The following is a 25,249-nucleotide window of genomic DNA, read 5'->3' on the forward strand; positions in this document are numbered from 1 at the left end:
TGACGCCGCGTCAGACACATCGAATGGGACGGCGTTTCCCGTGCAATTTCTTCGAGGAGGGCAGCTGGCGTGCCTGGGGGCGGCACCCCTTGATCGTCGCGCCGGCACTCGGGACGGTCCGACTTTTCATCGCCGGTTTGGGACTCGTGGCAAGAGCCGGGGTTGGCAAGACGAGAAACGACGTCGCCTGCACGACCGTGTTGGTCAGGTCCTGCGCTTGCTGCAGCGGCACGGGCAGGATTGGCGGATAGTCGCTGAGTGCGGCAGAAAAGAAGCCCGGCGGAATGGACAGCGGGACGCCCGCCGAACCGAACACCACGGGACGTGCGCTGCCGATATTGAACGCCCATGTCTGCCGGGCCCGGTCCTCGGGATCTGGCGGCGAGGCGCCCACCGGCTCCTCAACCCATACGATGAAGTCTTCTTCTCCGGTCGTCCGGACACCGTTCGCGACGACATGGACGGGCGTCGAGCGCAATGGAGCTTCGGGCGCTTCACCGTGAGGATGGCTGCGCACCGTTCCGCGGTCGAGCGTGAACGTCAAGCCATCTTCGGCGGATTGCTTGGCGACGGCCACGCGGCTGTTCGCGCCGATAGTCACCTGCCTCGCCCCTTCGAGGGCGATGTTGAGGCGTGACCGCGGTTCAGTCTGAAGGACGTCGCTCACATACAGGCCGTCGCCGAACGTGATGCGAAGCGGGCGCGGAAGGCCATCACGAGCGACATAGACGTTTCCCTGCACGCGGCTGACCGTGCCGATCCGTTCCGGCGAGACGGACAGACACCCCGACATGCTGAGCGACAGCACGGCGACGCGAGCCGCGGACAAGGGGATCGTGAGCATGTCCCACCATAGATGGCACCGTTGTCATTAGCCGTCGGGCCGTCGGTGGCGATGACGCCGGGTTCTCTTTACTTACGTCGTCGGTAGTATTCCTACTTGCGACGCGTGGCAGTCCCCGACTGCCCATGGCTCTCCTCGCTGTCACGTTTCCCTGGACGCATCTCTTCGGCATCGCTTACAATTCCTGCCGATGAACGGGAATGTCGCTCCTGCCGAGAAATCCTGGCTCCTCTATTGCCTGTCAGGCCCCGATCAGGGCATGCGCTTGGCGATTCGCCCTCAGAAGGCCGTGGTCGGGCGCGCGGGCCGAAAGCTGGACGTGTCGCGGAGCGACATCCGGATCGTCGCTCAAGAGATTCACTTCCGCGGATCGGCCGCTCGTTCTGGCAACTGGGCACCGCCCTGCCTACCGACGGGACAGCCGGGTGGATCGATCAGTTGAGCGGGCACATCAGCGCCGCCGTCGGTGTCAACAAGGTCGAAGGCTTCAGCGTCCGTGAGACGTTCTCGGATATTTTCAAGAAGCGCAGCGACGAAGAAATCGAAGAGTACTTCAATGTCGGCACCCGGACGACGCCTCCGCTCCCTGAGGTCACCACGACCTGGCCCAAACCCTGGGTCTTCTTCAAGCTGTTTACGGTCTCGGTGCTGGTCTATCTCGGATTCGTTTTCGCGCTCACGGAATTCCAAAACCTCATTCTGGTGCCCGGGCTGATCTCGATCGGCTCGCTGCTCATACCGTTTTCCATCCTTGTGCTGTTTTTCGAAGTGAACGTGGTGCGCAATGTCCCGCTGTATCAAGTGATCCGCCTGCTGTTCGTCGGCGGAATCCTGTCACTGATCCTGTCGTTGTTTCTCTTCAAGGCCACCCACCTCGATAGTTGGCTTGGCGCGATGAGCGCGGGGATTATCGAAGAGGTCGGCAAGGCGAGCGCCTTACTGCTCGTCGTCAACAAGCTGAAGTACCGGTGGACGCTGAACGGGCTGCTGTTCGGTGCCGCCGTCGGGACGGGTTTCGCCGCGTTCGAATCCGCGGGCTACGCGTTCATCTTTGGGTTGCAGGGTGGGCAAGAAGTCATGCTGGACGTCATCACCCGCCGCGGGCTCCTCAGCATGCTCGGCGGACATGTGCTGTGGACGGCGCTCGTTGGTGCGGCGCTGTGGAAGGTGCGCGGGGATGAGCCGTTTCGGCCGGATATGCTCCGCGATCCTCGATTTGTACGCGTGCTCGCGCTAGCCATGGGCTTGCACATGGTCTGGAATTCACCGCTCGATCTGCCGTTCGATGCGAAATATGTCATCTTGGGCTTTATCGCCTGGGTCGCGATCCTCGGGTTTGTTCAGGATGGGCTCGGGCAGGTCCGGAGAGAGCAAGAGCGGTTGATGCCGGCGGGGGCCAAGTTAGGGTAAGACGGCCAAGTGTTAGGCCGGATTCGCCGCTGCCTGAAGGTCCTCCACGGTGAGAAGGCTCAGCAGCCGCACGCCCGTCTGTTCGACGGTGGCGCGACCGTCCTGCTCCTTTCGATCCACGATGACGAGCGCATGGGAGACAGTGAGCCCGGCCTCCCGCGCCGCGGCGATGGCCTTGAGCACCGACCCGCCGCTCGTCAGCACGTCGTCCACGATGAGCGCGTGGTCGCCGACCGTGATGGCCCCATCGATCAGCTTTCCCGTCCCGTGGGCCTTCGCCTGTTTACGCACCACAAACGTACGCCAGGCGCGGCTTGGGTCTCCTCGATACGCCTCATCGGAGATTGCGGTGGCGATCGCGATGGCCCCGATCTCGAGGCCACCGATGCAGTCCAGGGGAAGATGCTGAATCATCGAGACCGCCATCTGCGCCACGAGTCGGCGCGGTCCAGGGTGGGCCATCAGCACGCGACAATCGACGTAGAACGGGCTCACCGCTCCCGAGGCCAACGTAAATCCCTTCGGGTCGGTCCTGAACGACTGCGTCTCAATGAAGGCACGTGCGAGATCGTCTCGTAGCATGGCTATCCGGCGCGCGGATCATACGCGGCGCCATGAGACGAATCAACCGCTCCTTGGGTAATCATGGGGAACCTGTAGATTTCCCGCTCGGGCCTTCGGTAGACTGCGCGAGCCTTCATAGCCGAACACATTGCTAGAACCTATCTTACAGCGGGGCGGGGACAGCGGCGCAGCGCCATCAGAGCGGGGTGGGGAACCGCTCAGCGAAAGCGCGGCGAGGAAGACGCTGACTGTTCGAAGCGGCGTTCAGCGAAGCTCGGACGCCGCGAGTTTCAGCGGCGCGCCGCACGAAGCGTCCGAGCGGTCCACGCCGCTCTGTCTTTCAAGCGGAGCCGCTGTCCCCGCTCCGGCTGCCCTACGTTCGAAAAGCGGGCCGCGGCCGCGCGCATGACGCACCCCGATCAGATCTAAACTAATGACGATGTCACGGCGATTCGGCACTTCTCCCCGCCTCCTCGCGGCCATGTGTGCGATCACCGCCGTCATGCTGGCCGCAACCGCCGTGGACCTCATCACGTTCATCGTGCCGGCGTTCTCGCGAACCGGGATGTCGGGCACCTGGGACCCGGTGAAGCTGGCGTGGCTGGGCCTTCTATGCCTGCTCGCCTCACTGCTGTGCGGGTGGAATGGGTGGCGTCTGCTGCAACCGGCGTCTCGGCAAAGCGCGATGGCCGAACGCTGGTCTCCTCTCGGATGCATCCTGTGGTGGGGGCCGGTCGTGCTCACGCTCCTCGTGTATTATCCGCTTCCATATTTCAACCATCACATTGATCGATTTCTGTTGAGCCTTGTCCTCGTTCTGCTCTGGGCAGCCTGGATGCTCCTGCACCCGGCGAGCTTGGAGCGGATGGTGGCGAGCCGGCCGTTCCACTGGCTGCGTGTGATCGTGATCAACGCCCTCATTTTTCTCATACTCGCCGAGGCCGTCATGCGGCTGGCCGATCCGCTGCTCGCGCAGAGCGGGCTCTTCAGCGCCACCGCCCATACGCCGGGCGGGGGCATTCCCGGGCACGTGACCGATAGTTCGGGGATGCGGACCAATTCCAGAGGCTTTCGCGATCGCGAAAGAACGTTGGCCCGGACAGCACAGGGCCTGCGAATCGTGGCCCTTGGCGATTCCTTTACGTGGGGCTCCGGCGTTCGATACGACGAGGCGTTCCTCACGCTCGTGGAGCAGGGACTCGATCGATCCACAGGTCCAACAGAAGTCATTAATTTGGGTCAGGTCGGCTATCAGCCGGAAGAGTACCTCTCGCTGCTCACATCACATGGCCTGGCCTATCGGCCGGATCTCGTGCTGCTCAATTTTTTCATCGGCAATGACCTGATGCCGGCGCAAGGCACCCAAATTGTCGTCGCAGGGCATCGGCATCGCGTGCACATCAACGGCAACTGGTTCCACGATCATCTGTCGTGGGACCACTGGTATCTCGCACATGACCTCGAGTATGCATGGATTCTGGCGAGAGGGCAGATCCAGCGCGCGATGGGCCGCTCGGAGCTTGGCATGTTCGGGGCCGGTCAAGATGGATCTGAAGTTGCCACGACATCCCGACCATTTTCCGGATGGACGCCTCGGTACGTGCGCATGATCCAAGGCATGGGGGATCAGTTTCTGAAGCAGGACACACCGACATTCCTGGAGCGATGGAACGACACGAAGCAGATTCTGGAGCAGTTCAATGACGTGCTGCAGGAACGCGGCATCCCCTGGGTCTTGGTGTTACTGCCCGCCGAAGAGCAGGTCGACGCAGGGTTGCAACGGTTGTACGTGGACATGCGTGGAGGAGCCCCCGAGGCGTACGACTTCGACAAGCCGCAACGCCTATTACAGGCGTGGGGCAGAGAGAGAGGCGTGAAGGTCATCGATCTCACGCCTCATTTTCGCGCGAAGGTCGACGATCAGCGATTGTACGTGGACAACGATATTCATTGGAACCGCCATGGCAATGCACTCGCCGCTCGGATCCTCGTCGAGGCGCTTGGGCAAGAAGTCGCGCGGAACGGGAAGGTGAGGAGTGTCACTGCGAATCAAGCAGCCGTGCGATAGCGCCAGGTCCCGGACAATCTCACGGTGTCGGTGGCCGGCGGACGAGGCGTTTCGGAGGGCTTGCTATTTTCCCGACCTCCGGCGCGGTAGGCTGTGGAGAAGGAGGTGCACCATGACGCGACGATCACTGGCAGCGACCTCGTTCGTTCTTGCGATGGTTTCAAGCGCCGTGGCCTACGGGCAAACGGCACCCGGTGGGACCGGCGGCGGTGCGCTCGGACCCTCTTCGTCGCCTGGGACGACGCGTGTGCCTGGGATGCCGAGCGGCGGGCTGCCTCCCGGCCCTCCCGGTTCCACGCCAGACTCCAGCATACGGTTGGGAACACCCGGTCCATCGCCATCGACTCCATCGACCAGTCCATCGACGACCCCCAGCCCAAGCCTCTCACCGGGAACGGGAACCGCCCCGTCCACGGGCCCTGGGTCAAGCGGGCTCGGATCCTCTGGGTCAGGCTCCAGCGCCGGCGCGGGCGGCGGTGGAATGGGGGCGGCGGGCGGAGGCAGATGACCTCAGCCGACAAACTGCGTGCGAAACGGTGGGGAAGAGGCGTAAGGTGATGGGGACGAACCGGAGGTGCACCATGCGCACGACCGCCACATGGCTGATCGTCCTCTCGACCATCTTCGTCGCTCCGATCATCCGAGCGCAACCCTACCTCGGGCCGGTCCCAGGCGGGAGCCGCTTCGGGCCTGGCATCACAGCCGGAATGGCGCCAATCCCCGGCATCACGACACCGGGACGGACGCCGAATACGACTGTCGATATTCCGGGTCTCGAACCCGTGTCACCGCCCCCACCCGCAGTGCTCGGTGAGACAGGCGCACCGGGTGTGGGGCAGCGCCGCAGTCGCGAAGTTTCTCCCCCAACGGGCGAGGAACAACGCTCTGTCGGAGAGAGAGGCGCGGAGAATCCGTGATGAGGATCGCAGAACGCTGCGGCAGTCTTTGTCGTCGGTCACATCCGATGGGGATCAAACCAGCAGCGATCACGACGGCAATCGTCACAATCGTGGTCGCCGGCAGCCTGCTGCTTTCGCCACTCGTTTGGTCGCAGACCAGCCCGCTCCCTTCACCCCAAGGGGTGCCGAATCCAACCGTGACGCCGAATGGAGCCTTCGGTCCGGCGGGGAATCAACCACTTGCCGGCCCGAATACACCGCTGCTGCCCTCGCAGCCCACCAACGCTCCTCGGATATTGCAAGGGTTTGCTCCCGGTGCCGGACCGACCTCCGGCGTGGCACAAGGCGCCGGACCAGGACAATCATTTGGCGCGCCACTGTCCTCCGCGACGGGGAATCCCATGCAATCCATGCAAGGTGTCGGGCGCGGCCTGCCCGGCATGCCGGGCGGCCCACCCTTAGATGAACCCATGGGCGCCGGCGCTGTGCCGTGTCCGTACTGCTAGATCATCGAGAAGATTTTCTTCCAGCCAGCCGTCATTCCGCCGTTCTTCTCGCGCCTCGTTATATCGTAGGATAGATGCCGACAGAACCGTGTCGGCATCGATCCTATAATGAGCTGCCGGCTCTGACCACACCGTTCACCAGCCACTAGGATCACGAGGTCGCCTATGTCCAGTAGTTCCCTCTCGACGTTGCCTCACGGGTATTGTTTGCTGTGGGACTCTTCGCTTCTGTGGACCCCTGTGATTTCGGACACGCTGATCGCCACGGCCTATTATTCGATTCCGGCGGCCCTCGTGTACTTTGTGATCAAACGCCGGGATCTGCCGTTTACCTGGGTGTTCTTTTTCTTCGGCGCGTTCATTCTCGCATGCGGGACGACCCATATCATGGGAATCTGGACGATTTGGCAGCCGAAGTACTGGCTCGATGGCGCGATCAAAGTGGTGACGGCCGGGATCTCGGTCGCGAGCGCCGTCGCGCTGTGGCCACTCATTCCCAAGGCAGTCGCTCTCCCAAGCCCGGCTCAGCTCGCGCTCGTCAATCAAGAACTCACATCGCTCAATCTCAAGTTGCAGAGTGAAATTGCCCGGCGGGCCGAAATTCAACAAGAGTTGGAGGCGGAACGAGCCCAGCTCGCGGCTCGTATCGCCGACCGAACGGCGGAGATCACCGAACAGAACGAGAAGCTGAAGCAATCAGAACGAGACCTTCAAGCCGCGAATGAACGTTTGAAGGAACAGGTGATGGAACTCGAAGCGTTCCATGATGTGGTGGTGGGACGGGAACTGAAAATGATGGATCTGGAAAAAGAGGTGTCCCGCCTGCAGGCTGAACTCATGAGGGTGACACACGGGACAGCGCTCCGTGATCATTCGAATGGAGCCTCATAAGCTTCACCTTTGCGCGACCGCGACACCGGACAAATCCGTCGTTGACCCAACGACAGTATCCCTCCCACAGATTCTGCAGCGCTGTCCTCTAGTGCAACATACAGACCGACTGGTACCCCACGCTGGGCACAGTTCGCTATCCTGGCCGTATGCGGATAGGGGTACCACTTGTCGCTGCCATCCTCGCCGTCTTCCTGTTCTTGCTGGATGTCCAAGTCCCCCTCGGGTTCGCCACGCCGGTGCTCTATGTCATTCCGGTCGCGCTCGTTGCGGTGTTCACGCCTCCGACGGCGTTGCTTCCGCTGTTCATCACCGCAACGCTGGGCAGCGTGCTGACCTTCGTCGCCTTTTTTCTTTCTCCTCCAGGCCATCTCGACCTGGCCGTGGGCAATCGTGTATTGGCCCTCTGCGCCGTCTGGGCGATCACCATCATTGCCGCGATTCGCAAAGGGCGCGCGAGCAAGACGCCGGCTATCGGCCGCGGCATACCGCATCCGATGATACCGAGGCGGGGGTGATGAAACGAACCGCCGTGATACCCCGCTTCTCGTGCCAGTCGAGGATGGCTCGCCTCCCGGCAGGCTTCGAGAGTCGGGACGATGCCGTACGGGCGCCGAGCGGCATGAGCGAGAGAGGCTTGCTGGTCCGCAGAAAGGGTGGCTTCCCCGAGGCCTGCTCGCTTCCGCGTGCAGGCGAGTCGGCGTCGCTCCTACTCAGCCAGGTTCGACATTACGGAAAAGTGGTTCCCTGAAAACCGACTTGTCCGAATGCCGCTCGCCTTGTAGCCTAGGATCATGCGTGTACTGTTGCTCGACGATAACGTGACGTTCTTGCAGGCGGCACGCGAATACCTCACCGGACGCGACGCGGACGGCCACGTCGATATTCTGTCCGATCCAACACAGGCGTTGTGGGCCGTCGAGCACGGCGACTACGACGTAATCGCGACGGATCTCAGAATGCCGGGGCTGAATGGCATGGAGTTTCTGGGTGCCTGTCGTAACTTGCGCCCCGATACTCCCGTCATCCTGGTGAGTGGATACGGCGATGTGGATTTGGCCGATCAGGCCGCACAGTGCGGCGCCTATGCCTTCCTGCACAAGCCGGTCGATCCGGACGCCTTCTACTCCGTCGTGAAGCGCGCCGCGCTCCGTTCGAGCATCAGGCGGCGGTCCGAGACGTACCGCGAGAATCCGTTCGTATGGCCGCCGAACGAACGCATTCGGGAACGGCTCGAACAGCTCAATGAACGACTACGGCGGACGCTGAACGCCGAGCAGGACAGCGAGTAGTCAGCGGCCTACGACTAAATTACTACCCGCCCTCCCAGACGCCGACCGCGAGTACGATACACCGGCCCCATATCCGGGAATCGGATCAGCCGCTCTGCAGGTTACCCTCCCACAACAGTACGGAGAATCGGGGAGAAGGTCCATGTCAGATAATTGGAAATCCGGGCTATTCGTCCCCTACTTGCGCCAGAACGAGGCGCGCCATCTCCTGCGCCAGGAGCATGAGGATGCCGGTTATTCTCGCCATAGACGATGAACAGACGTTCCTCATCGCGCTTACGGAAGCGTTGCAACGGAGCAACCGAGATGTTGTGATCGAAACAGCCACAACAGTGGAGCACGGGCTCTCGCTCATCACGCGTCGGCACTTCGATGTGATCGTGACGGACTTTCGGATGCCGGGTCGTGACGGCCTGGATCTGTTGAGAGACATGCGGGTTCTTGCTCCTGATACGCCGGTGCTTCTCCTGACCGGCTACGGCTCGGCGGCACTGCAAGAAGAAGCGCTGCGGTGCGGCGCCTATGCGGTGCTCGAAAAACCGGTCGATGTGGACGTGCTCTATTCCGCCGTGACTCGTTCTCTTCTTCGCTCGGAACTGCTGCGGCGCGCGGCGCCGCCGATTTCCGAGTCACTTCTCAGCCGCACTGAAGAACAGGACCTTCACCAGCGCATCGAGCAGCTGAACGAACGCCTCAACCAGACCCTCCGTCGCGCTTCGTAACCCTACCGGTTGATAGTGCTCCACAATAGGAAATCGAATGTACGACCATCCCTGGCTGCCGGGCCCATCGCACTCTGCTATCTTGACATCACGATGTATCCCCACAAAGCACGGCAATTGAGGCGGGAGTGGGAAAGGAAGCGGGTGGGAAGCGAGCCGTGTTGCCATGCTCGAGTCGAAAAAGAAATCACTGTATCCGGCTATGCGACCGGCGCGACCATCTGTAGAACGTGTGGCGTCGTGATTCGGCAGGAGACCGACGAGACGACACCGCACGGAATCGGGTAGAGAGTTGGCAGGCCACGTGGTGAGCCGCTACCACGTCTCAAACCAATCGACGACCCGACCGTCTCGAATCAACAGCCACTCGGTATACGGAAGGGTGAGTTGCTGCGGTCCCAGGTCGGCGGTTGCCTTCGCGAGGGCGCGTTGCACGTCGCCGTCGGAGGCAAGCCGAAATAGGCCGAGATCGGCTTCTGTAAAGTAGCGACTGTAGCGGCCTTTCTCACGACCACGTAACCACCGCACGCTGAATGCCCACGGCGAGTCTTTCCGCTCTTCTCGGACCAGATCGACCGTTCCTACTGTCCCTCGTGGCGTCCGATCAACCGTCACGACGGTTGTGACATGTACGCCGTGAACAATCCTTGCGCGCTGCAGCATGGCGGTGAGCCGTAAGGCCGACCCTCATACCACAGTCCCATGAAACCCGCTACGTCCGGATCTTCCCGTCAAAACGATGGTGAGGTCGAATGGGCTGCCGTCCGTTGAAACGGCATGCGTGGCGGAACACGTCGAATATGTGATCGCACTAAGGACCAATGGCCTTCCGGTACTGCCATCTTCCCACATGCCTCTACGCTCGGGCGGGATAGAGCGCGGCGTGCGGACGAGGGATACTGACTGCATCATGCCCGAGAAGCCTCCATCGGTCATCCTGATCATCGAAAACGAGGACGAGACACGCCGTCTCTACGCGGACGCGCTCTATCCGCTGAATCGGCCCGTTGTGGAAGCCGCGAATTCCTACGAAGCCTTTGAGCAGGTCGCCAAGCACGACGTCGCGATGGTTGTCACAGACATCTACATGCCAGGCGGCGGGGTTGACTATCTCAAACAGCTACGCCGCCGGATGCCGGGATGCCCCATCCTGGCCGTGAGTGGCAGCGTGACCGACGCCGTCCACGATGAGGTGGTGGGCGCAGGCGCGGACGCCTTTCTCCGAAAGCCCTTTACGACGGCCCGGCTTCGGAGTGCGGTTCAGGACCTGCTCATGAAGCGCCTTCATCGCGATCAGACGGTACGGACTCTTTCGGACGATTCTGATCACGACTGGCTCTTCATCTGTGATGAATGTGAGCAGCAATGGCCCTTGAGCCACCGTGACGACGTGCGCGCACACGAGCAGCACTACGGCCACAGCGTGTACGAGCGATACAGACCGCCCTCGGTGAACCGCAGGAACGACGACCGCGAAGAGTGCGCATAGCTGTAGGCGCTCGCAGGCTTGCGTTACGGCTCCGTGCTCCGTGGTTTCTTCTGCTCGTTCTCCTTCTTCTCCTGGTAGACGGTGTGCTTGTGTCTCGCTTCGTGCTTTCTCGCCTGTTCCTCATCCTCTAATCGCCACTCCTTGCCACATTGTTCGCACACGAGCATCCATGTCTCCATTCCGTCGCTACGCACGAGGACGACGTGTGTGCTCAGGGCTCGGCACGACCTGCAATTCAAAGTCGGCTTCACCGAAATTTAGATGGAATCGAGACAGGCAAGCCGTGCTGCTCTGAGGCTGGAGCACCGGGCTGGTTCGACGACGCTTCTTGGCCTCGTACTTCGCCTTGTGCCGTTGGTACACCGCATGGCCGTGTACCAGTTCATGCTCCCCGACGTGCGCCTTCTCGGATATAGGCCACTCTTCGCCGCATTCATCACAGACAAAAATCCACTCCGCGTCATGATTCGCCATCACTCACCTCCAGGCCGAAAATGGTTGCATTTCTAAGGGAGGTGCGTCGGCCAGGTCAGTCGGACACCGGAGCAATATCATGTGGAAACACGCCGTACACCAACGCCTATAGGAAGAGCTGCGGATGAATGCGAGGGACGCGCTTGGGAAGCGTCTCGAACGGGGAGGCGGGTTTTCGCGAGCTGGGAGAATCGTGCGGGATCGAGGGGGAGGGGCTCAACGGTCCGGAAGCCGCTCGAGGACGGAGTCCGCCATCTCGGCAAGCCGATGAAGCTTTGCCATCTCGCTGGTTGTCGCCTGATGGTACCTCTTCCAGTAGGCTCCAATCGCGCCACGCGCCGCACCATTGCCGATCGGCGTGATGGCTAAGCTCTTGACGAAGGTCGGGAGATAGAGTTTCGTCGGGATACGCGGGTCTTCCGCGATGTCTGGCACGATCACATCCGTGTGGTTCAGAAGGGCGTGACCCGAGACACAGGCCGACGCGGGAAAGATCTTGCCCTTCCACAGCGGGGCAAACGCATCTTCGTCCACATAATGCACCATGTCGCCTTTACGCAAGACAAACGTCGCACCATCCGCTCCGACGATCCGCCGGGCGGCCTGTGAGACGAGTGACGTAAGGTCGTGAAGGCATCGGCAGTCGCTCAGCAACACGGTGATCTTCTCGAATTCCGGCATCTCCGTCGTGCCCCGTCAAGAAGGCGATGATGAGCGGCCTGCTCGCTGCGCGCAGGACGCTGGTCGAGCACTCATGCCACTTCTCGAAGTCGTTGGCGCAGGCGCTCGTGTGCGGCGACGGTCGCGTGATCGAGCTGTGCCGTGTACTTCGCGACGACCTCCTCACGAGCGCGAAGTCTCGCCTGAATGATGCCTATGGCCTGGTGCGAGAGCACGCAGCTTTGTGCAGCGGCCCACCGCGCACGCTCGAATTCCACTCGTTGCTTGTGTTGCACTTCTCGCATCCGCTCGTGTGCTACCCGCAGGAGACCTTCCAGTCGCTGTACCGATCGTTTGGCATGGGCCAAATGCCGCCGTAGCCGGTACAGGCTGATGGCCTCTCGCAGACTCTTCATGAGATCGAGTGGGCCGAGCGGCTTCCACAACACCTCGAACAGCACGTCGCTGGCTGCCTCGATAATCCTCTCGCGCTCGCGTGTGTCTATGAGTGCGATGAGCGGTGTGTCGGGTGCATTCCGCATGAGGTCGCTCACTGGAATAGAGCCATCGCCGTTCGAGAGATCAGACACGACGACACTGCATGGCGAGTGCTGCAAGGCATGCATTGCGCGGCTGGAAGAGTCGTACACCTCGGCGTCCACGTACGGCAATTGGGCTCTCACCCCTGACACCAGGTGCAGGCATTCGGTGTCTGTGGTCACGACGATCAGTCGTTCTCGCGGCCGCATCCCGCCTCCCCCATGACTGGAGTGTAGCGATCTGTCGTTGGATTACTACAGGTGGCGAATGACGGTCTCTGTCAGACGAAGACATTATCATGCAGAGACCGCGTGCGAAGAAAGAAAAGGACTAGGGGACGACCGTCCTGTTCACTGCAGGAGCGAGGGATCGCGGGTCACCGCTCGTAGCATCCAGACTCAGAGCGAACGCCACGAGCTTCCGCAGTGCGGGGAAGTCAATGGGCTTCGCGAGGAGGGCGCAGACCCCGAGCCGCTCGAAGGACTTACGGTCGTCGTCACGGCCACTCATCAGGATCACGCGCGCATCCGGCTGCCGCTCTCGAACCTGTTCCACAAACTTCAACCCGTTCACACCCGGCATGACGACATCGAGCAGCAGGCAGTCGTAGGCATGTTCGCCGGCGAGAATCAATCCCGCTGACGCTGCGTCAGCCGTATCGATGATCGGCTTGATCGCTCGGAACCAAAACGCGAGTCGGGCCGCTAAGGCGTCCAAGCTTTCTCGGTCATCTTCTAAAACAAGTACGCGTGGCATCGGATCATCCCCTGTCTGTAACGACTCTAACATTTGCGCGGTGCGCTTACCTTCGGCCGCCAACGAAGGGAGAGACCAGGATCGCCATTTTGATGTGTCAGGCAACTGGACAGCAGCGAAGGCTTAAGGCCTGACGGGAGGGCCGACATAGAGAGAAGCGGACAGGGACAGCGAGCATGATGATTCAAAAGTGTTGTACGAGCTTGCTCAGGCGCCTGAACCCGCTCTTCGGCGGTTCGCCGCGTGCGACTCCAGAGATTCTAAGCTCGGCTCATGCAGGATGACGCGACCTGACTCCAATTCCAGGGTCGCGAATCATCCGCGTAACGACGACGAGATGCTCGCCGAGTTGGCCAAAGACCGCGAGACGGTCATTCGGCTCGCCGTTGTAGCGCGCAGCAATACATCGGTTCACGTTCTCGAATGGCTGGCCGGGGCTGACCGTCATCGTGCTGTCCGCCGTTCAACTCTCGCGCGATCGCGGGAAAGGAGGCATGGCAGCGCAGCGGACCAGCTTGAGTCAAGGGTCGATGCGTAGGCGGCCCGCCCGCAGCAATGTGTGGCGGTACTGATATACGACGTTACGCTTCTCTCATTACTCTACGCGTATGGCGTCTACGCTGCTCATCGTCGATGATGACCCGGATCTCCTCATCGCCCTGCCCGACACGATCGCGTTGCGCGTCAAAGATCTCCGGGTGTTGACCGCCGTGGACGCGCACAAGGCCGTTGATGTCGTCAAGACCGCGCACCCGGACATCGTCTTGACCGACCTCATCATGCCCGGTGCCAACGGCGCGTGGCTCTTGTAAGCGCTGCTGCATGTCCAACCGCCACCGGTCACGTTGCTCATGTCCGCCCATCTCGACGCCAAGGACTTGCTGCAAGGACGCGGCGCGTTCGCCTTTGTGCCGAAACCGATAGACCGCGAGTTTCTGGCCGAGACGCTTCACCGTGCGATGCGGGTCGCGCGGGCACGGCGTCAAGCGTACCGAACGGCGAGCCTGGTGGGGGAAACGGCCGCGGAAGCACACCGAGTGCTCGCGGCAGGCAAGGACCAGATGGAACGGCTCAGAGACACGCTCCGAGCTTGGCGGGACAAAAAGCAGGACCGCTCGCTGCCCATGTAAGGAGCAGGCGACTTCGGCACGGCGGCGGCGTAGCCGCTGGCGGGCAGCGCTGATGGCCTCGTCCAGTTTCTTGTGCTCCGTCTCCAGGACCTGTTCGCCTGCCCGAATCCTCGACTGAATCAGTTCCACGGCTTGCTTGGATCGCCCGGGACTTGCAGCAAGGCGACCGAAACCGCCTCGCAAACTCTTCCAAGCTGTCATCGCTACGGCGGCCGCTGAAACAAGGGGCAGCGGCACAGCATGCAACTCCCGCCGAATTTCCGCCGACCCCTGAATCGGTGTACGGCGCGCGGATGGCTACAGCGACACAAAACATGACGTTCCTCACTGTTCAGCGGATGAGCCAGTCCCTGTGGCCGCATACCAACTCTCCACTCCGCGGGATCGATGGCATATAGTCCGGTTACGAGCGCGACCAGGCTTTGGCGGCGTTGCAGCCGCTCGGACAGCGCCAAAAATCTCGCCGGACTGCGTCAGCATCACCCAGCGGCCACGTCCGTTGGCAATGACAGCATTGCAGCCATAACGTCTCTTTCACGGTGATGCGAACTCCCACTTTCCGCAGCGCGGTCTCACTCAGTTCCATGGCAACCCTTCCCCTCCTTCCGAGACGTGACACTGACACGATAGAGCAACCATACATAGGCAGCCGCCCGCTCATCTTCATCACGGGCCTTGGTGAGGAGAGGGCGCCGCCGACTGAATTTTTCTTCCTCGTCTCGGCTCAATCGACCAGGAAGCCTGATCTTCATGAGTCCCCCTTCCTCCGGAGCGCTCCGGTTCAGCCCCGCTCATCCCCGATGTGGCAGAGGGGCCGGAGGAGTACCCGGAACTGCTATGCCCATTCGGCTCTAGAGCACAGACGTGCGGCGTGTACCACAGTGGAGGAGAGGAGAGCTATCATCGTCCCGTCGTTTTTCCTGTCAAGCGACCTGTTGCGCGCCGACCCTTACGACCCCTAGACCGGCGGGAACGTTGACTTGCTTGACTGATGGGCGAACGCGATGGCGGTTCAGCCCTGCTGAAGATGCGCGAAAGACCGGTTGTCAACTTGCAAGGATCGCCGCTTCGGCCCGTACTTCTCATCCTCTTGTCGCGGCGTCTTCTTGCTGAGACGCGCCTGCGTATTCACACTACTACGCCGCAGCGGCGGGTGTCGGGTATCGTGAAGCGCCATCCGTCCATACGTCTCCATGCCGCTCAAGGAGCGGCGCGAGCCGTTCTTCCACCGAGACTGGCTGTATGAGATCAAGCATGATGGCTTTCGCGCTTTGGAAGTCATCGGGGGGGACAATGGGGTCTCATCTCGCGCAACGGGAACCGGTTCGCTCGGTATGACGAGCTGGCAGCTCGGATCGCGCACGAATGCCAGGCCGACGATGCGGTGCTCGACGGTGAGATCGTCTGTCTCGATCCGAAGACAGGCCGCTCCGTGTTCGCCGATCTCTTGCACCGAACCGTACTTCCCGCTCACTGTCGAAGGCCACGACTTGCGAGAGAAGCCGCTCGTGCATCGAAAGCAATGGCTCAAGGCGATCATGCCGGAGCTGCCGTAACACCTGCTGTACGTCGATCACGTCGAAGAGCGCGGGGAAGAGTTCCATCGGCTCTGTCGTCAGTGGGACCTTGAAGGGATCGTGGCAAAGCGGAAGGACGGTCTCTATCTGCCGGATCGTCGGCGGTCAACCGGATCACGGTCAAGAATCGCCACTACAATGAGAATGAGAAGGAGGGTCTGGAAGAGGTATTCGAGAGAAGATCTACCGCGACAAGCTATGCTATCTCACGACCTGTGCCGCTCGCCCTTGCTGTAAGCTGAGCGGCATTCGAAGACGAACCTGCGTCCCGTGCTGCAGAACGGATGTGACGTCGACCTGCCCTCCAATACTGCTGACGCGACTCCTGACGCTCGGTAAGCCAAAGCCGCCCGCTTTGCCGGGCACGCCGGTCACACTGCTGTCAAACCCCTTCCCGTAATCCTCGACGGATAGGTCGATATGGTCCGGACTGCGATCAACGGTGACCATAGCTTCCTGCGTACCCGCATGCTTCATCACGTTCCACAATAATTCTTGCACCGCCTGATAGGCGATGATGACGACATTCGTGTCGATGACCCGGGGTTCCCCATATTCGCTGACCGTCACGGTCAACCCATGGCCCCGCATTTTCTCGGCCACCCAGGTGAGAGCCGCGCTCAAATCATCCGCATCACCGAGGAGTGGGGGCCGAAGCTCGACGATCAAATTGCGGGCCGAGTCGAGCGCATGGTCGAGCAAACGCTTGACGTCCATCAGCGCGTGCCAGGACTCTTTGAGGTCTTTCTTGTGCTGAATCCGTTCGAGTTTCATCTTGGAGAAGAGAAGCAACTGTGCGAGGTTCTCGTGGACGGCTTGCGCGAGACGCTTACGTTCCCGGTCTTCCGCGACGCTTAACTCGACGGTCGCCGCTTGCAACTGCGCCTGTTTCGACTCGACATCCTCTCGGCGCTGCTTCACTTCCTCGGACAGCCGGTCCACCACCGCCTGGAGGGCCTGGTACCCTTTGACGTGTTCGGTCACGTCTTGGCACACGGCGAGCCAGGCGCGCCGATCCTCAAACGTTAAGGCATGGAGGATGATGTCGACAAAGATCAGCGTGCCATCACGCTTCAAATGCCGCCACACCCCGCACTGTCGCACCCGCTGGCCGGCTGCCTCGCCCAGTGCCTTCAAGACACGGTCGCGATCCTCGTGCGGGCGAATGTCCAAAACGGTCATTCTCAGGAACTCGTCCCGCGAATAGCCGTACTGCGTGACGGCCGCGTCATTGACGGTCAGATACTGGAGCGTCTCTGCATCAATGACGGTGATCGGAATTGGACTCTCTTCAAAGAAGGTCCGATAGCGGGCTTCCGATTCACGGAGTGCAGCTTCCGCCTGCCTTCGCTCCGTCACCTCTTTGGCAAGCGCATCGCGCTGCTGCGTGACCTCGCGCAGCAGCTTGCGACGACTCTCGGTGACAACCATCGCGATCGTCGAGACGCTCAGAAAAAAGACGAACCGAACAATGTCTTGCGGGTCCTGCACCTGAAAGGACACGCGCGGCGGCAGGAGGAAATACCACGCGCCAAGCCCGGACAGCGCAAGTGCCACGCTGCCGGTGCCGAGTCCGCCAAGCCAGGTGCTGAGGGTCACCACCGCCAAGAGAAGAGCAGCGTGGCGCGGTTAAAGAGCGGGTCGAGCAAATGGGTGATGACTAAGGCAAGCGCGACGCACGCAATGGCCATCGTGTACTTCAGGGCGGAAGAGTGCCTTTGGCGTTGCTTGCCTTGAATCGATTCAGGATGCACGGAGGTCGTGTAATGAACCGACCGTTCGAAGAGCTGACCGCCATTCATTCATGGACCTCCACTCTTGGGTGTCGATGATGGGGGACAGAACTTGGGAAGCAAGCTTCAGTAGGATGGCAAGGTAGCGGCTCGTGAGTGCCGTGGCTATCCTTAGCGCTACGATTCTCTTGTCGTGCAGACAACTGCTCAGAAACATCTAGATGGAAAGTAAGAAGGCGCCGAGGCGAACTAAAAGCTGTGGCTGCCCTTAGCCCTGAAAGTCTTCAGCGGGACTTCTCTTCTTCACCCGTCAATCAAGCCATACTCTTCTTTGCTCGTTGACCCTAAGGTGGCGTGCCGACAACGGGGCACTGCTTGCAAAGGAGTGTGTCATTTGACGAGGGTACCGCTACCTGACACATGGTGAGCGACGACCCATTTGCGCCTATCATCCGCTAGAGCAGCTCCATGGCAGGCAGAGGACGGATTCTTGTCAGTATGACGCCACGATGGGCACCGATATGTGATCGCACGGAGGAGAGATGGCCCTGCCCTAATGCCTTCTTCCCACATGCCGCTACCCTGGAACGGGATATACCGGGACCAGTGGAAGACCGATACTCCCGACGTCATGGCCGAGAAGGACCGATCGGTCATCCTGATCATTGAGAACGAGGACGACACACGCCGTCTGTATGCCGACGCGCTCTACCCGCTGAACCGGCCTGTGGTGGAAGCGGCGAATTCGTACGAAGCCTTCGTGCAGCTTGGTACGCATGACATTGCTCTTGTCGTGACGGACATCTTCATGCCAGGCGGTGGTCTGGAATATCTCGTGCAGCTACGCCGCCGCGTTCCTGAGTGCCCCATTCTTGCCGTGAGTGGGAGCGTCACGGATCAGATGCGGGACGAGGTGATCGGTGCGGGAGCGGATGCGTTTCTGCGGAAACCCTTTACCACCGCCCGGCTGCGTAGTGCCGTCCAAGACCTGCTGGCCCAGCCCCGGCGCGGGGCGGAGGTGCCCGAACCGGTATCGGACGAGCAAGATCACGACTGGGTGTTTGTCTGTGATGAGTGCAGTCAGCAATGGCCGCTCAATGCGCGTCACACGGTACGCACACACGAACAGCAACACGGCCACAGTGTGTACCAACGTTATAGAGCCGCCTATGAGAACCGTCGGAACGGCGACCGCGAAGAGTGCGCGTAGCGCTGCGCGGCTCTAGTTCGCTCTCGCTAGGACACAGGTAGCTCTTGCATCCTACCCAACACACGTGTAGCTGTAGGGGATGGAAGAGGAATGGCACTTTGTCTGTGAAGTCTGCGGCACCCGGTGGGAACTAGACGATACCGCCAAAAGTCTAACAGCACGAACAACGACACAAGCACGCGGTGTATCAGCGCACAAGCGTACCGGTGACCAGCACAAGAAGGCCCCCCAAAGGGGATAAGAAGTAAGAGCGGCGGTTCTCTCGGCGATGCGGCTTTCTTCGTCACCCCACTACTCAGGCGACCTGCGGTAATTGGCCCATGGCGCTCTTCACTTGTTGAAGCTTCATACGCGTCTCGTCCAGGCGTCGTTCCAGGTCCTGTCGTGCGAGCACCAGGACATCATGGTGAAGTGCGGCCCGCATCGACAGTGCTCGCCCGCCCATCGCGGCGAGCAGGGACAACTCCCGTTCTAACTTCCCACACTCCTGTTCGAGCCGGTGTACTTCGATGGCGCTCGCCACAACCGCGGTCAGTTGCTCGCGCTCAATGGGCTTGTCGAGCAATGCGAACGCGCCCAACTCCGTGGCGGCGCGCATCACCGCATCATTGCCATAGGCTGTCAGGACCAGCACGGGCGTCTGCGGCCATTTGCGTCGGACGGTCGAGAGCAGACTGAGACCATCGCCCGGCATCTGCACATCAGTAATGACGGCGTCATACTCAGTCAGCTCCATATAGGAGACGGCGATCTCGGTAGACGGACACGTCTCGACCGCGATGCCAGGCAAGCGGTATCTCAACGTCTCTGGGAGTGCTTCGCGGAATGCCGGATCATCATCGGCAACCAGTACCAGCGGGTGAGGCATCGTCGTCCTCCGAGAACACTGCAGGGGGTGGCCTTGGTGCGGGCAGTTCCACATGGGTTCGACCTTGTAGGAGGGAACGGTACAGCAGCGTGCGGGGGCCAGCTATCGTCGGCCTTACGAAACTGCTGTAGTGCAAACAATGGCGGGGCGAACTGGGAGCACTGCCGAAGCATCGACGGTCGCAAGGGAGGCCGGGGAGGACGAGGAGTGCCGGTTAGAGGTAGCGTCGGAGTTGACGCATGGTCGCCCGGAGCTGTGCCTGAAACTCTCCTACCTGGTCGAGATGATGTCGAGCGACAAATGCCGCCCATTCGGATCGTCTCAACGTGTCCAGGCGGTGGTTGTCCTTGGCTGTCGCCTTTGTCACTTGCGTCCCCCGATACGTGCATGTGTGGCGTTGGTAGACTTCGTGGCCCTGCGCCAGTTCATGCTCTTTCACGCGTTGCGGCTGAGAGGTAGGCCATTCGGTCCCGCAGTCGTCACACACATAAATCCAGTCTGGGTCATGGCGAGCCATCGGCACCTCGAATCCTTGACGAATGGTTGCATTTTTACACGCCATTGCTAGGCAGGGTCATTCGGACGGCAGTGCTGCTCCGTGTGCGGGCGCACCGTACGCCGTCACCAATAGGAAGGGGTCAGGCAAGGTTTACGGCTAGGTGCAAGGGGGAGACAGAAGCGTGGTTGACTCGCCGTCTTGAACCTCAAGTCCCGCAATCACGGCATCGAGGCGTTGTCGCTGGGCATCGGCGATGACGAGGAATTCGAGGCCCATCTCGGTTCCTTTGACCCACCGGCTCACGGCTCTGTCAATGGTGATGGCGTAGCCATGCGCCGTGAAGATGTGCAGCGTGAGCACGATATGTGACAAGAACGGGCGGGCAAGCTGGAGGCCGCAGCCACCCGCCGACAGGTTGTACACGACGCCTTCTTCTTCGTTGCCATCGGGTCCAAGGACGATGCGAAAGCGGACCGGGAAGCGGCGATGTTTGCGCAGCTCGACTAGTGGTGTGGGCATGATGGTACAACCGAGTATCGGCTGGTTGCCGTCTTCACTTCAGCCCAAAGGCCCGTGGCAATGCCAATTGGAGCTGTTCGGACTTCGGTAGAGAGTGAGGATGGTGACCCGGCCGAATTGCAGCTGTTTCGGCTCGTCGCTGGCAAAAGACGGCAGGAGGTCGAATGAGTTCTGAGTAATGGTGCCGAAGCCGGGATTTGAACCCGGACACCCTTGCGGGCGCCAGACCCTGAATCTGGTGCGTCTGCCAGTTCCGCCACTTCGGCACAAAGGAGTTGCATTATCGTCAATGACCGGGGAATCCGTCAAGGTTGGCGCGCCGCTGGCATTACCGTACCGATGCGACGCTTGGGGTCGGCATGCGAAGTGGTGATGCCCAGTCGACGCGGGGTGGAATATCGCGAGTGTCACCTCCGAGGACCACCTTCTCTCGGACCAAGGCCGCGGCGGCCATCAAGTATGGCGAGGGCACCCACGGCGCTTCGTCGACGAGCAGTGCATCGAAGCGGACCCGGCTGAACAGCGGATCGGCCATCACCCGCGCCGCGGTGGTGATGAGGATGCGTTTGTTCTGAATGAAGGCTTGACGGTTCGTGCCTTCTTCGGCGGTCAGCAGCTCACGAATTTTCTTGGTCCCTCCGAGCCGGGTGATCTCCTCTTTCAGTTCATCGTACTCGGGGCGCATGTCCTTCGGGATGGCGGCCTCGGGCTTCAACTCCTCGATCCGGCGTTGCGCCGCTTCCAACTCCGCCATCAGCGCGCGAATATTCGCGGTATAAATCTCCCGATACTCCGGCAGCGACTGAACATTCTTGCCGACCGTCTGAAACGCCAACCGCTTCCAAATCGGGAGCTGCTCGTATTCAGCCAAGATGCCGTCGATCTCTTTGACCTTGCCCTGGAGCTCGCTGATCTGAGTGAGGAGCCGCCACTCCAGGTGTTTGACCTCGTCGAGGTCCCGCTGCTTGTCCGCCTTGTAGGCCAAAAGCGGGGTCAACTCACGGAACCGCTCGTACTTCTTCCGGAGCGCTGCCTTGTCGCTCCGAGACTTCGCGTAGAACTGATGCATCTGGGCTTCGAAGCCGAGCTCGGTGAGCGGGATGCCGGCCACCGCCGGCTGGACGGCGAGTTCGTACCGACTCACCAGGCTTTTATATGGCAGATTCACGGCACGCAGGGTTCGTGCAACGATGCCGGTCAGATCGTCGGCTGATCGGTGGTCTCGGCAGACGACCAGGAGTCGCTTATTGGCTCGGGCGAGTTCTACCGCCGTAGTAGCCAGCTTCGCCCGGCGCGCTGTGAGGTCGTCGGTCCAAATGGTCGTCAGCACTGCTGTTGCTGCCGCCGTGCGGCTCTCGCGTTCGGACTCGGTGAGCTGGGGATCGACCCATGCGGCTAGACGCTCGGCGGGACCAAGCACGAAGCGTTCCGGCTTGGCTGCGATTGCGAGGAGCCGACTGCCGGCAGTCTCCAAAAAGCCGGCGCCATCCGGGATGAGCGTGGCGGCGTGCAGCGGCCCATTTACCATTTCGAAGGTCTGGATCGTCAGCGTCGATCCCTGCCGGCTCACGACGTAGCCTTCGGTCGGCTCCTCGTCGCCGGAACAGACAAGGGAGATCGGCATATCTTCGAACGGGAGGCGAGTCTCTGCGGTGTCTGCGGCGACGTCGAAACTGTAGAGATGCAGCGTGCCGACGGTCGCGAGATGGCGTCCAGCGGTCACCGCGAGCGGCGCATCGAACGCCTGGATCGTCGGGCTCTGTCGAGCGTCAGTCGTAACCTGTGCGAGGTGCTGCAGGAGATCTGTGAGTTTCATGCTGCGGATTTTGTATCTTAGTCGTTCCTCCGACGGGGTGTCTAGCGAACGCCGGCGCTTCGGTCGACCGTATATTCATTGACAATTCATGGTGCGGTCAGTATTCTTTTCGCTTTCTCAGAGAAGGAGTTAGGGTTATGAAGGTGATTTTGCAAGAGACGGTGGAAGGGATCGGCCATCTAGGGGATTTGATCGACGTCAAGGACGGCTTTGCCCGCAACTATCTCCTCCCACGCAAGAAGGCGCTCGAAGCGAATCCGCGGAATGTCAAGGCGCTCGAGCACGCCAAGCGGCTGATGGCGGAAAAGGCCAAAAAGGAAAAGCTGGAAGTCGAGGGGCTCGCCAAGCACATGTCGGCTGTTTCCTTGACCATGACGGTGCAGGTCGGCAAGGACGACAAGCTGTTCGGATCGGTGACGGCGAAGGACATCGCCGAGGGGTTGGCGGCCAAGGGGTACACCGTCGATCGCCGAAAAATTCAACTCGCCCAGCCCATCAAAGAGTTGGGCACGTTTACCGTGCCGATCAAGTTGCATCATCAGGTGACGGCGAGTGTCTCGGTGACGGTTGAGAAGAAGGCCGAGGCCGAGGCTGCCGAAGCATCGTCGTAGCGATAAACTTTCTTATCGATTTGCCGCTCCATGCGGAGTGGGCAGAGCAAGCGGTGAAGACATGAGTGACGCCGTTGGATCACTGAAGGCACTCAAAGCGACCGACCCTGCCGTCTATGCGGCCATCCGCGCCGAGGAAAAGCGGCAACGTGAAAAGCTGCTCTTGATCGCATCGGAAAATTTTGCCAGCTCGTCGGTGCTCGCGGCACAGGGCTGCTTGATGACGAACAAGTACGCCGAGGGCTACCCGGGGCGCCGCTATTACGGCGGGTGTCAGTTCGTCGATACGGTGGAGAATCTGGCGATCGAGCGCGCCAAGCAGATCTTCGGCGCCGAGCACGTGAATGTCCAGCCGCATTCCGGTTCCTCCGCCAACATGGCTGCCTACCTCTCGGTGCTCAAACCCGGTGATGTGATTCTCGGGATGGACCTGGCCCAAGGCGGCCATCTCACACACGGAAGCAAGGTCAATTTTTCGGGCATGCTGTTTCAATCGTTCTCCTATGGAGTCGATCGGACGACCGAGACGATCGATTACGACGCCGTGCAGCGCAGAGCCGAGGAGGTCCGACCCAAGATGATCGTGGTCGGCGCGAGCGCCTACGCGCGCACGTTGGACTTCCCCCGGTTCCAGGCGATCGCCAAATCGGTGAACGCGTACCTGCTCGTCGATATCGCGCACATCGCGGGGTTGATCGCCGCCGGTCTGCATCCCAACCCCGTCCCCTACGCCGACTTCGTGACAACGACGACCCACAAGACGCTGCGCGGCCCGCGGGGTGGGATCGTCATGTGCAAAGCCGAGCATGCGAAGGCCCTCGATAAGATCATCTTCCCAGGCCTGCAAGGCGGTCCCTTGATGCACGTGATCGCCGCGAAAGCGGTCGCGCTGAACGAAGCGCTGTCGCCGGCGTTCAAGACGTATCAGCGGCAAGTTCTCGCGAATGCCAAAGCCCTCGCTGCCGGGCTCCTCGATCGCGGCTATAAGGTCGTCTCGGGTGGGACGGATACCCATCTCATGCTGCTCAACCTCACGTCGAAGAACGTGACTGGGAAGGATGCGGAAACGGCGCTTGATGCGGCGAGCATTACGGTGAACAAGAACGCCGTGCCCTTCGATGAAAAGCCGCCGGCGGTCGCGAGCGGGATTCGGCTCGGCACGCCGATTGTATCCACACGGGGCATGCGCGAGAAGGAAATGGGGGAGATCGTCGAGTTGATCGACCGGGTGCTACAGCATCCCAAGGAGAAGCGGATCCAGCGCGAAGTCCGTCAGCAGGCCAAGGCGCTCTGCAAACGCTTTCCCCTCTTCCATGCGTATGAGGCGCCCCCGAGCTAACTGCGACCATGATAGGCCACAGGAGGTTCAAAAAGGCCGTAGATTTCACCCGCCCGCCCCAGGTGCGCCAAGACGCGCCCCTTCCCGGCCGAGGCCGCAGCGAACGAGGAGGCGAGGCGTATTTATTTTCACCCGCCCACCCCGAGCCCGCCGAGACGGGCTCTTTTCCCGGGCTGTACCATGAGCCTCCGAATGATGCGAGGTGCGCGAGGCGAGGAATCACTCGCCTCACGTCTGCGCACGGGCGCGAGACGGTGAGCGTCCAGTGGAAGCTGGCGGCCTTTTTCAACATCCTGAAGGTGACACCAGTGTGAAGTGCCCCTTCTGTGACGACCTCGAAGACAAAGTCGTCGACTCCCGAATGGCCAAGGAAGGCCAGGTGATTCGACGGCGCCGCGAGTGCCTCTCCTGCAAGCGACGCTACACGACGTATGAGCGCGTCGAGGAAATCCTGCCGATGGTCGTCAAGAAAGACGGCCGCCGGGAGCCCTTCGATCGGATGAAGATTCTCTCGGGCATCAAGAAAGCCTGTGAGAAGCGACCGATCAGCGTATCGACGATGGAGGCGGTGACCGATCGTATCGAAAAGCGCATCCAGGAAATGGGCGAGACGGAGTTGGCGACGAACGTGATCGGCGAAGAAGTCATGAAGGAATTGCACAACCTCGATCAAGTCGCCTACGTCCGCTTCGCCTCGGTGTATCGCGAGTTCAAAGACATCGATCAGTTCATGGAAGAACTGAAGTCGCTGGCCAAAGAACGCCGCGAGAAGTAGTCGCCTGTCCCGCCGCCCGTGCTGTTTTCTCCTCGTCAGCGTATGGTATTCTCTAGC

31 protein-coding genes and 1 tRNA gene are annotated in these 25,249 nt (G+C 61.0%); 16 read left to right on the forward strand and 16 right to left on the reverse strand.

Annotation, left to right across the window (positions count from 1 at the left end; genetic code table 11):
• Window positions 1-10: 10 nt before the first annotated feature.
• On the reverse strand, window positions 11-844 hold the full coding sequence (locus AC1U7K_RS00410; protein WP_480248835.1) for a FecR family protein: 834 nt from the start codon (window positions 842-844) through the stop codon (window positions 11-13).
• Window positions 845-1,282: 438 nt separating this feature from the next.
• On the opposite strand from AC1U7K_RS00410, the gene AC1U7K_RS00415 reads away from it, so the two are divergent.
• Window positions 1,283-2,254, forward strand: coding sequence for a PrsW family intramembrane metalloprotease (locus AC1U7K_RS00415; RefSeq protein WP_480248836.1), 972 nt, complete (start codon window positions 1,283-1,285; stop codon window positions 2,252-2,254).
• Between the two features lie 12 nt (window positions 2,255-2,266).
• Here the strand turns inward: AC1U7K_RS00415 and pyrE are convergent, their stop codons facing one another.
• The gene (gene pyrE, locus AC1U7K_RS00420; RefSeq protein ID WP_480248837.1) at window positions 2,267-2,836 is read right to left on the reverse strand and encodes an orotate phosphoribosyltransferase; all 570 of its coding nucleotides are present in this window, start codon (window positions 2,834-2,836) and stop codon (window positions 2,267-2,269) included.
• Between the two features lie 415 nt (window positions 2,837-3,251).
• Between pyrE and AC1U7K_RS00425 the strand changes: the two genes are divergently transcribed.
• From AC1U7K_RS00425 to AC1U7K_RS00455, 7 genes are all read left to right on the forward strand, one after another.
• Entirely contained in the window at window positions 3,252-4,886 is a 1,635-nt protein-coding gene (locus AC1U7K_RS00425; RefSeq protein WP_480248838.1) for an SGNH/GDSL hydrolase family protein, read from the forward strand.
• A gap of 581 nt (window positions 4,887-5,467) precedes the next feature.
• Window positions 5,468-5,803, forward strand: a complete 336-nt coding sequence (locus AC1U7K_RS00430) for a hypothetical protein (protein WP_480248839.1) — start codon at window positions 5,468-5,470, stop codon at window positions 5,801-5,803.
• A 47-nt stretch (window positions 5,804-5,850) separates the two neighbouring features.
• Complete coding sequence (locus AC1U7K_RS00435) at window positions 5,851-6,291, forward strand: hypothetical protein (RefSeq protein WP_480248840.1); 441 nt, start codon at window positions 5,851-5,853, stop codon at window positions 6,289-6,291.
• Window positions 6,292-6,456: 165 nt separating this feature from the next.
• Window positions 6,457-7,182, forward strand: coding sequence for a hypothetical protein (locus AC1U7K_RS00440; protein WP_480248841.1), 726 nt, complete (start codon window positions 6,457-6,459; stop codon window positions 7,180-7,182).
• Window positions 7,183-7,331: 149 nt separating this feature from the next.
• Window positions 7,332-7,700, forward strand: coding sequence for a hypothetical protein (locus AC1U7K_RS00445; protein WP_480248842.1), 369 nt, complete (start codon window positions 7,332-7,334; stop codon window positions 7,698-7,700).
• Between the two features lie 276 nt (window positions 7,701-7,976).
• Window positions 7,977-8,474 (forward strand): response regulator, encoded by a 498-nt coding sequence (locus tag AC1U7K_RS00450; RefSeq protein WP_480248843.1) that lies wholly within the window; start codon window positions 7,977-7,979, stop codon window positions 8,472-8,474.
• 227 nt (window positions 8,475-8,701) lie between these two features.
• The gene (locus AC1U7K_RS00455; protein ID WP_480248844.1) at window positions 8,702-9,196 is read left to right on the forward strand and encodes a response regulator; all 495 of its coding nucleotides are present in this window, start codon (window positions 8,702-8,704) and stop codon (window positions 9,194-9,196) included.
• A 315-nt stretch (window positions 9,197-9,511) separates the two neighbouring features.
• Here AC1U7K_RS00455 and AC1U7K_RS00460 read toward each other — a convergent pair whose 3' ends face one another.
• Window positions 9,512-9,859 carry a hypothetical protein gene (locus AC1U7K_RS00460; RefSeq protein WP_480248845.1) on the reverse strand — a complete coding sequence of 116 codons (348 nt, stop codon included), beginning with the start codon at window positions 9,857-9,859 and terminating at the stop codon, window positions 9,512-9,514.
• Between the two features lie 247 nt (window positions 9,860-10,106).
• Between AC1U7K_RS00460 and AC1U7K_RS00465 the strand changes: the two genes are divergently transcribed.
• A complete protein-coding gene (locus AC1U7K_RS00465; protein ID WP_480248846.1) occupies window positions 10,107-10,685 on the forward strand; it encodes a response regulator in 579 nt (192 codons plus the stop codon).
• A gap of 23 nt (window positions 10,686-10,708) precedes the next feature.
• Here the strand turns inward: AC1U7K_RS00465 and AC1U7K_RS00470 are convergent, their stop codons facing one another.
• The 5 genes from AC1U7K_RS00470 to AC1U7K_RS00490 all read right to left on the reverse strand — a co-directional run bounded on the left by AC1U7K_RS00470 (window position 10,709) and on the right by AC1U7K_RS00490 (window position 13,115).
• Window positions 10,709-10,852 carry a hypothetical protein gene (locus tag AC1U7K_RS00470; protein WP_480248847.1) on the reverse strand — a complete coding sequence of 48 codons (144 nt, stop codon included), beginning with the start codon at window positions 10,850-10,852 and terminating at the stop codon, window positions 10,709-10,711.
• Window positions 10,853-10,871: 19 nt separating this feature from the next.
• Entirely contained in the window at window positions 10,872-11,159 is a 288-nt protein-coding gene (locus AC1U7K_RS00475; RefSeq protein WP_480248848.1) for a hypothetical protein, read from the reverse strand.
• A 216-nt stretch (window positions 11,160-11,375) separates the two neighbouring features.
• Entirely contained in the window at window positions 11,376-11,840 is a 465-nt protein-coding gene (locus AC1U7K_RS00480) for a GAF domain-containing protein (RefSeq protein WP_480248849.1), read from the reverse strand.
• Window positions 11,841-11,911: 71 nt separating this feature from the next.
• Window positions 11,912-12,568 carry a hypothetical protein gene (locus tag AC1U7K_RS00485; RefSeq protein ID WP_480248850.1) on the reverse strand — a complete coding sequence of 219 codons (657 nt, stop codon included), beginning with the start codon at window positions 12,566-12,568 and terminating at the stop codon, window positions 11,912-11,914.
• 121 nt (window positions 12,569-12,689) lie between these two features.
• Entirely contained in the window at window positions 12,690-13,115 is a 426-nt protein-coding gene (locus tag AC1U7K_RS00490; RefSeq protein ID WP_480248851.1) for a response regulator, read from the reverse strand.
• Window positions 13,116-13,723: 608 nt separating this feature from the next.
• Between AC1U7K_RS00490 and AC1U7K_RS00495 the strand changes: the two genes are divergently transcribed.
• Window positions 13,724-13,927, forward strand: coding sequence for a response regulator (locus tag AC1U7K_RS00495; protein ID WP_480248852.1), 204 nt, complete (start codon window positions 13,724-13,726; stop codon window positions 13,925-13,927).
• A gap of 39 nt (window positions 13,928-13,966) precedes the next feature.
• Entirely contained in the window at window positions 13,967-14,245 is a 279-nt protein-coding gene (locus AC1U7K_RS00500) for a hypothetical protein (RefSeq protein ID WP_480248853.1), read from the forward strand.
• 403 nt (window positions 14,246-14,648) lie between these two features.
• Here the strand turns inward: AC1U7K_RS00500 and AC1U7K_RS00505 are convergent, their stop codons facing one another.
• Complete coding sequence (locus AC1U7K_RS00505) at window positions 14,649-14,831, reverse strand: hypothetical protein (protein ID WP_480248854.1); 183 nt, start codon at window positions 14,829-14,831, stop codon at window positions 14,649-14,651.
• Between the two features lie 717 nt (window positions 14,832-15,548).
• Between AC1U7K_RS00505 and AC1U7K_RS00510 the strand changes: the two genes are divergently transcribed.
• Window positions 15,549-15,875 carry a hypothetical protein gene (locus AC1U7K_RS00510; protein WP_480248909.1) on the forward strand — a complete coding sequence of 109 codons (327 nt, stop codon included), beginning with the start codon at window positions 15,549-15,551 and terminating at the stop codon, window positions 15,873-15,875.
• A gap of 148 nt (window positions 15,876-16,023) precedes the next feature.
• On the opposite strand, the gene AC1U7K_RS00515 is transcribed toward AC1U7K_RS00510, so the two are convergent.
• Together AC1U7K_RS00515 and AC1U7K_RS00520 are read right to left on the reverse strand one after the other, a co-directional pair.
• Window positions 16,024-17,424, reverse strand: a complete 1,401-nt coding sequence (locus AC1U7K_RS00515; RefSeq protein WP_480248910.1) for a PAS domain S-box protein — start codon at window positions 17,422-17,424, stop codon at window positions 16,024-16,026.
• Entirely contained in the window at window positions 17,418-17,624 is a 207-nt protein-coding gene (locus AC1U7K_RS00520; protein ID WP_480248855.1) for a hypothetical protein, read from the reverse strand. The genes AC1U7K_RS00515 and AC1U7K_RS00520 overlap by 7 nt, the downstream gene beginning before the upstream one ends.
• Window positions 17,625-18,126: 502 nt before the next feature.
• Here AC1U7K_RS00520 and AC1U7K_RS00525 point away from each other — a divergent pair.
• Window positions 18,127-18,765 carry a response regulator gene (locus AC1U7K_RS00525; RefSeq protein ID WP_480248856.1) on the forward strand — a complete coding sequence of 213 codons (639 nt, stop codon included), beginning with the start codon at window positions 18,127-18,129 and terminating at the stop codon, window positions 18,763-18,765.
• Between the two features lie 295 nt (window positions 18,766-19,060).
• On the opposite strand, the gene AC1U7K_RS00530 is transcribed toward AC1U7K_RS00525, so the two are convergent.
• From AC1U7K_RS00530 to AC1U7K_RS00550, 5 genes are all read right to left on the reverse strand, one after another.
• Entirely contained in the window at window positions 19,061-19,633 is a 573-nt protein-coding gene (locus AC1U7K_RS00530) for a response regulator (protein WP_480248857.1), read from the reverse strand.
• Window positions 19,634-19,847: 214 nt separating this feature from the next.
• On the reverse strand, window positions 19,848-20,156 hold the full coding sequence (locus AC1U7K_RS00535; RefSeq protein ID WP_480248858.1) for a hypothetical protein: 309 nt from the start codon (window positions 20,154-20,156) through the stop codon (window positions 19,848-19,850).
• 132 nt (window positions 20,157-20,288) lie between these two features.
• Window positions 20,289-20,651: a PilZ domain-containing protein gene (locus AC1U7K_RS00540; RefSeq protein ID WP_480248859.1), complete on the reverse strand. Its 363-nt coding sequence runs from the start codon at window positions 20,649-20,651 to the stop codon at window positions 20,289-20,291.
• A 179-nt stretch (window positions 20,652-20,830) separates the two neighbouring features.
• Window positions 20,831-20,917, reverse strand: a tRNA-Leu gene (locus AC1U7K_RS00545).
• A gap of 62 nt (window positions 20,918-20,979) precedes the next feature.
• Window positions 20,980-22,467, reverse strand: coding sequence for an AAA domain-containing protein (locus AC1U7K_RS00550; protein ID WP_480248860.1), 1,488 nt, complete (start codon window positions 22,465-22,467; stop codon window positions 20,980-20,982).
• A 137-nt stretch (window positions 22,468-22,604) separates the two neighbouring features.
• Here AC1U7K_RS00550 and rplI point away from each other — a divergent pair, with 137 nt between their 5' ends.
• The 3 genes from rplI to nrdR all read left to right on the forward strand — a co-directional run bounded on the left by rplI (window position 22,605) and on the right by nrdR (window position 25,192).
• Window positions 22,605-23,078, forward strand: a complete 474-nt coding sequence (gene rplI, locus AC1U7K_RS00555; protein ID WP_480248861.1) for a 50S ribosomal protein L9 — start codon at window positions 22,605-22,607, stop codon at window positions 23,076-23,078.
• A gap of 82 nt (window positions 23,079-23,160) precedes the next feature.
• On the forward strand, window positions 23,161-24,417 hold the full coding sequence (locus tag AC1U7K_RS00560) for a serine hydroxymethyltransferase (RefSeq protein WP_480248911.1): 1,257 nt from the start codon (window positions 23,161-23,163) through the stop codon (window positions 24,415-24,417).
• A gap of 310 nt (window positions 24,418-24,727) precedes the next feature.
• A complete protein-coding gene (gene nrdR, locus AC1U7K_RS00565) occupies window positions 24,728-25,192 on the forward strand; it encodes a transcriptional regulator NrdR (RefSeq protein WP_480248862.1) in 465 nt (154 codons plus the stop codon).
• The last annotated feature ends 57 nt before the right edge of the window (window positions 25,193-25,249 follow it).

Source organism: Nitrospira sp. Vd2, from assembly GCF_979581665.1.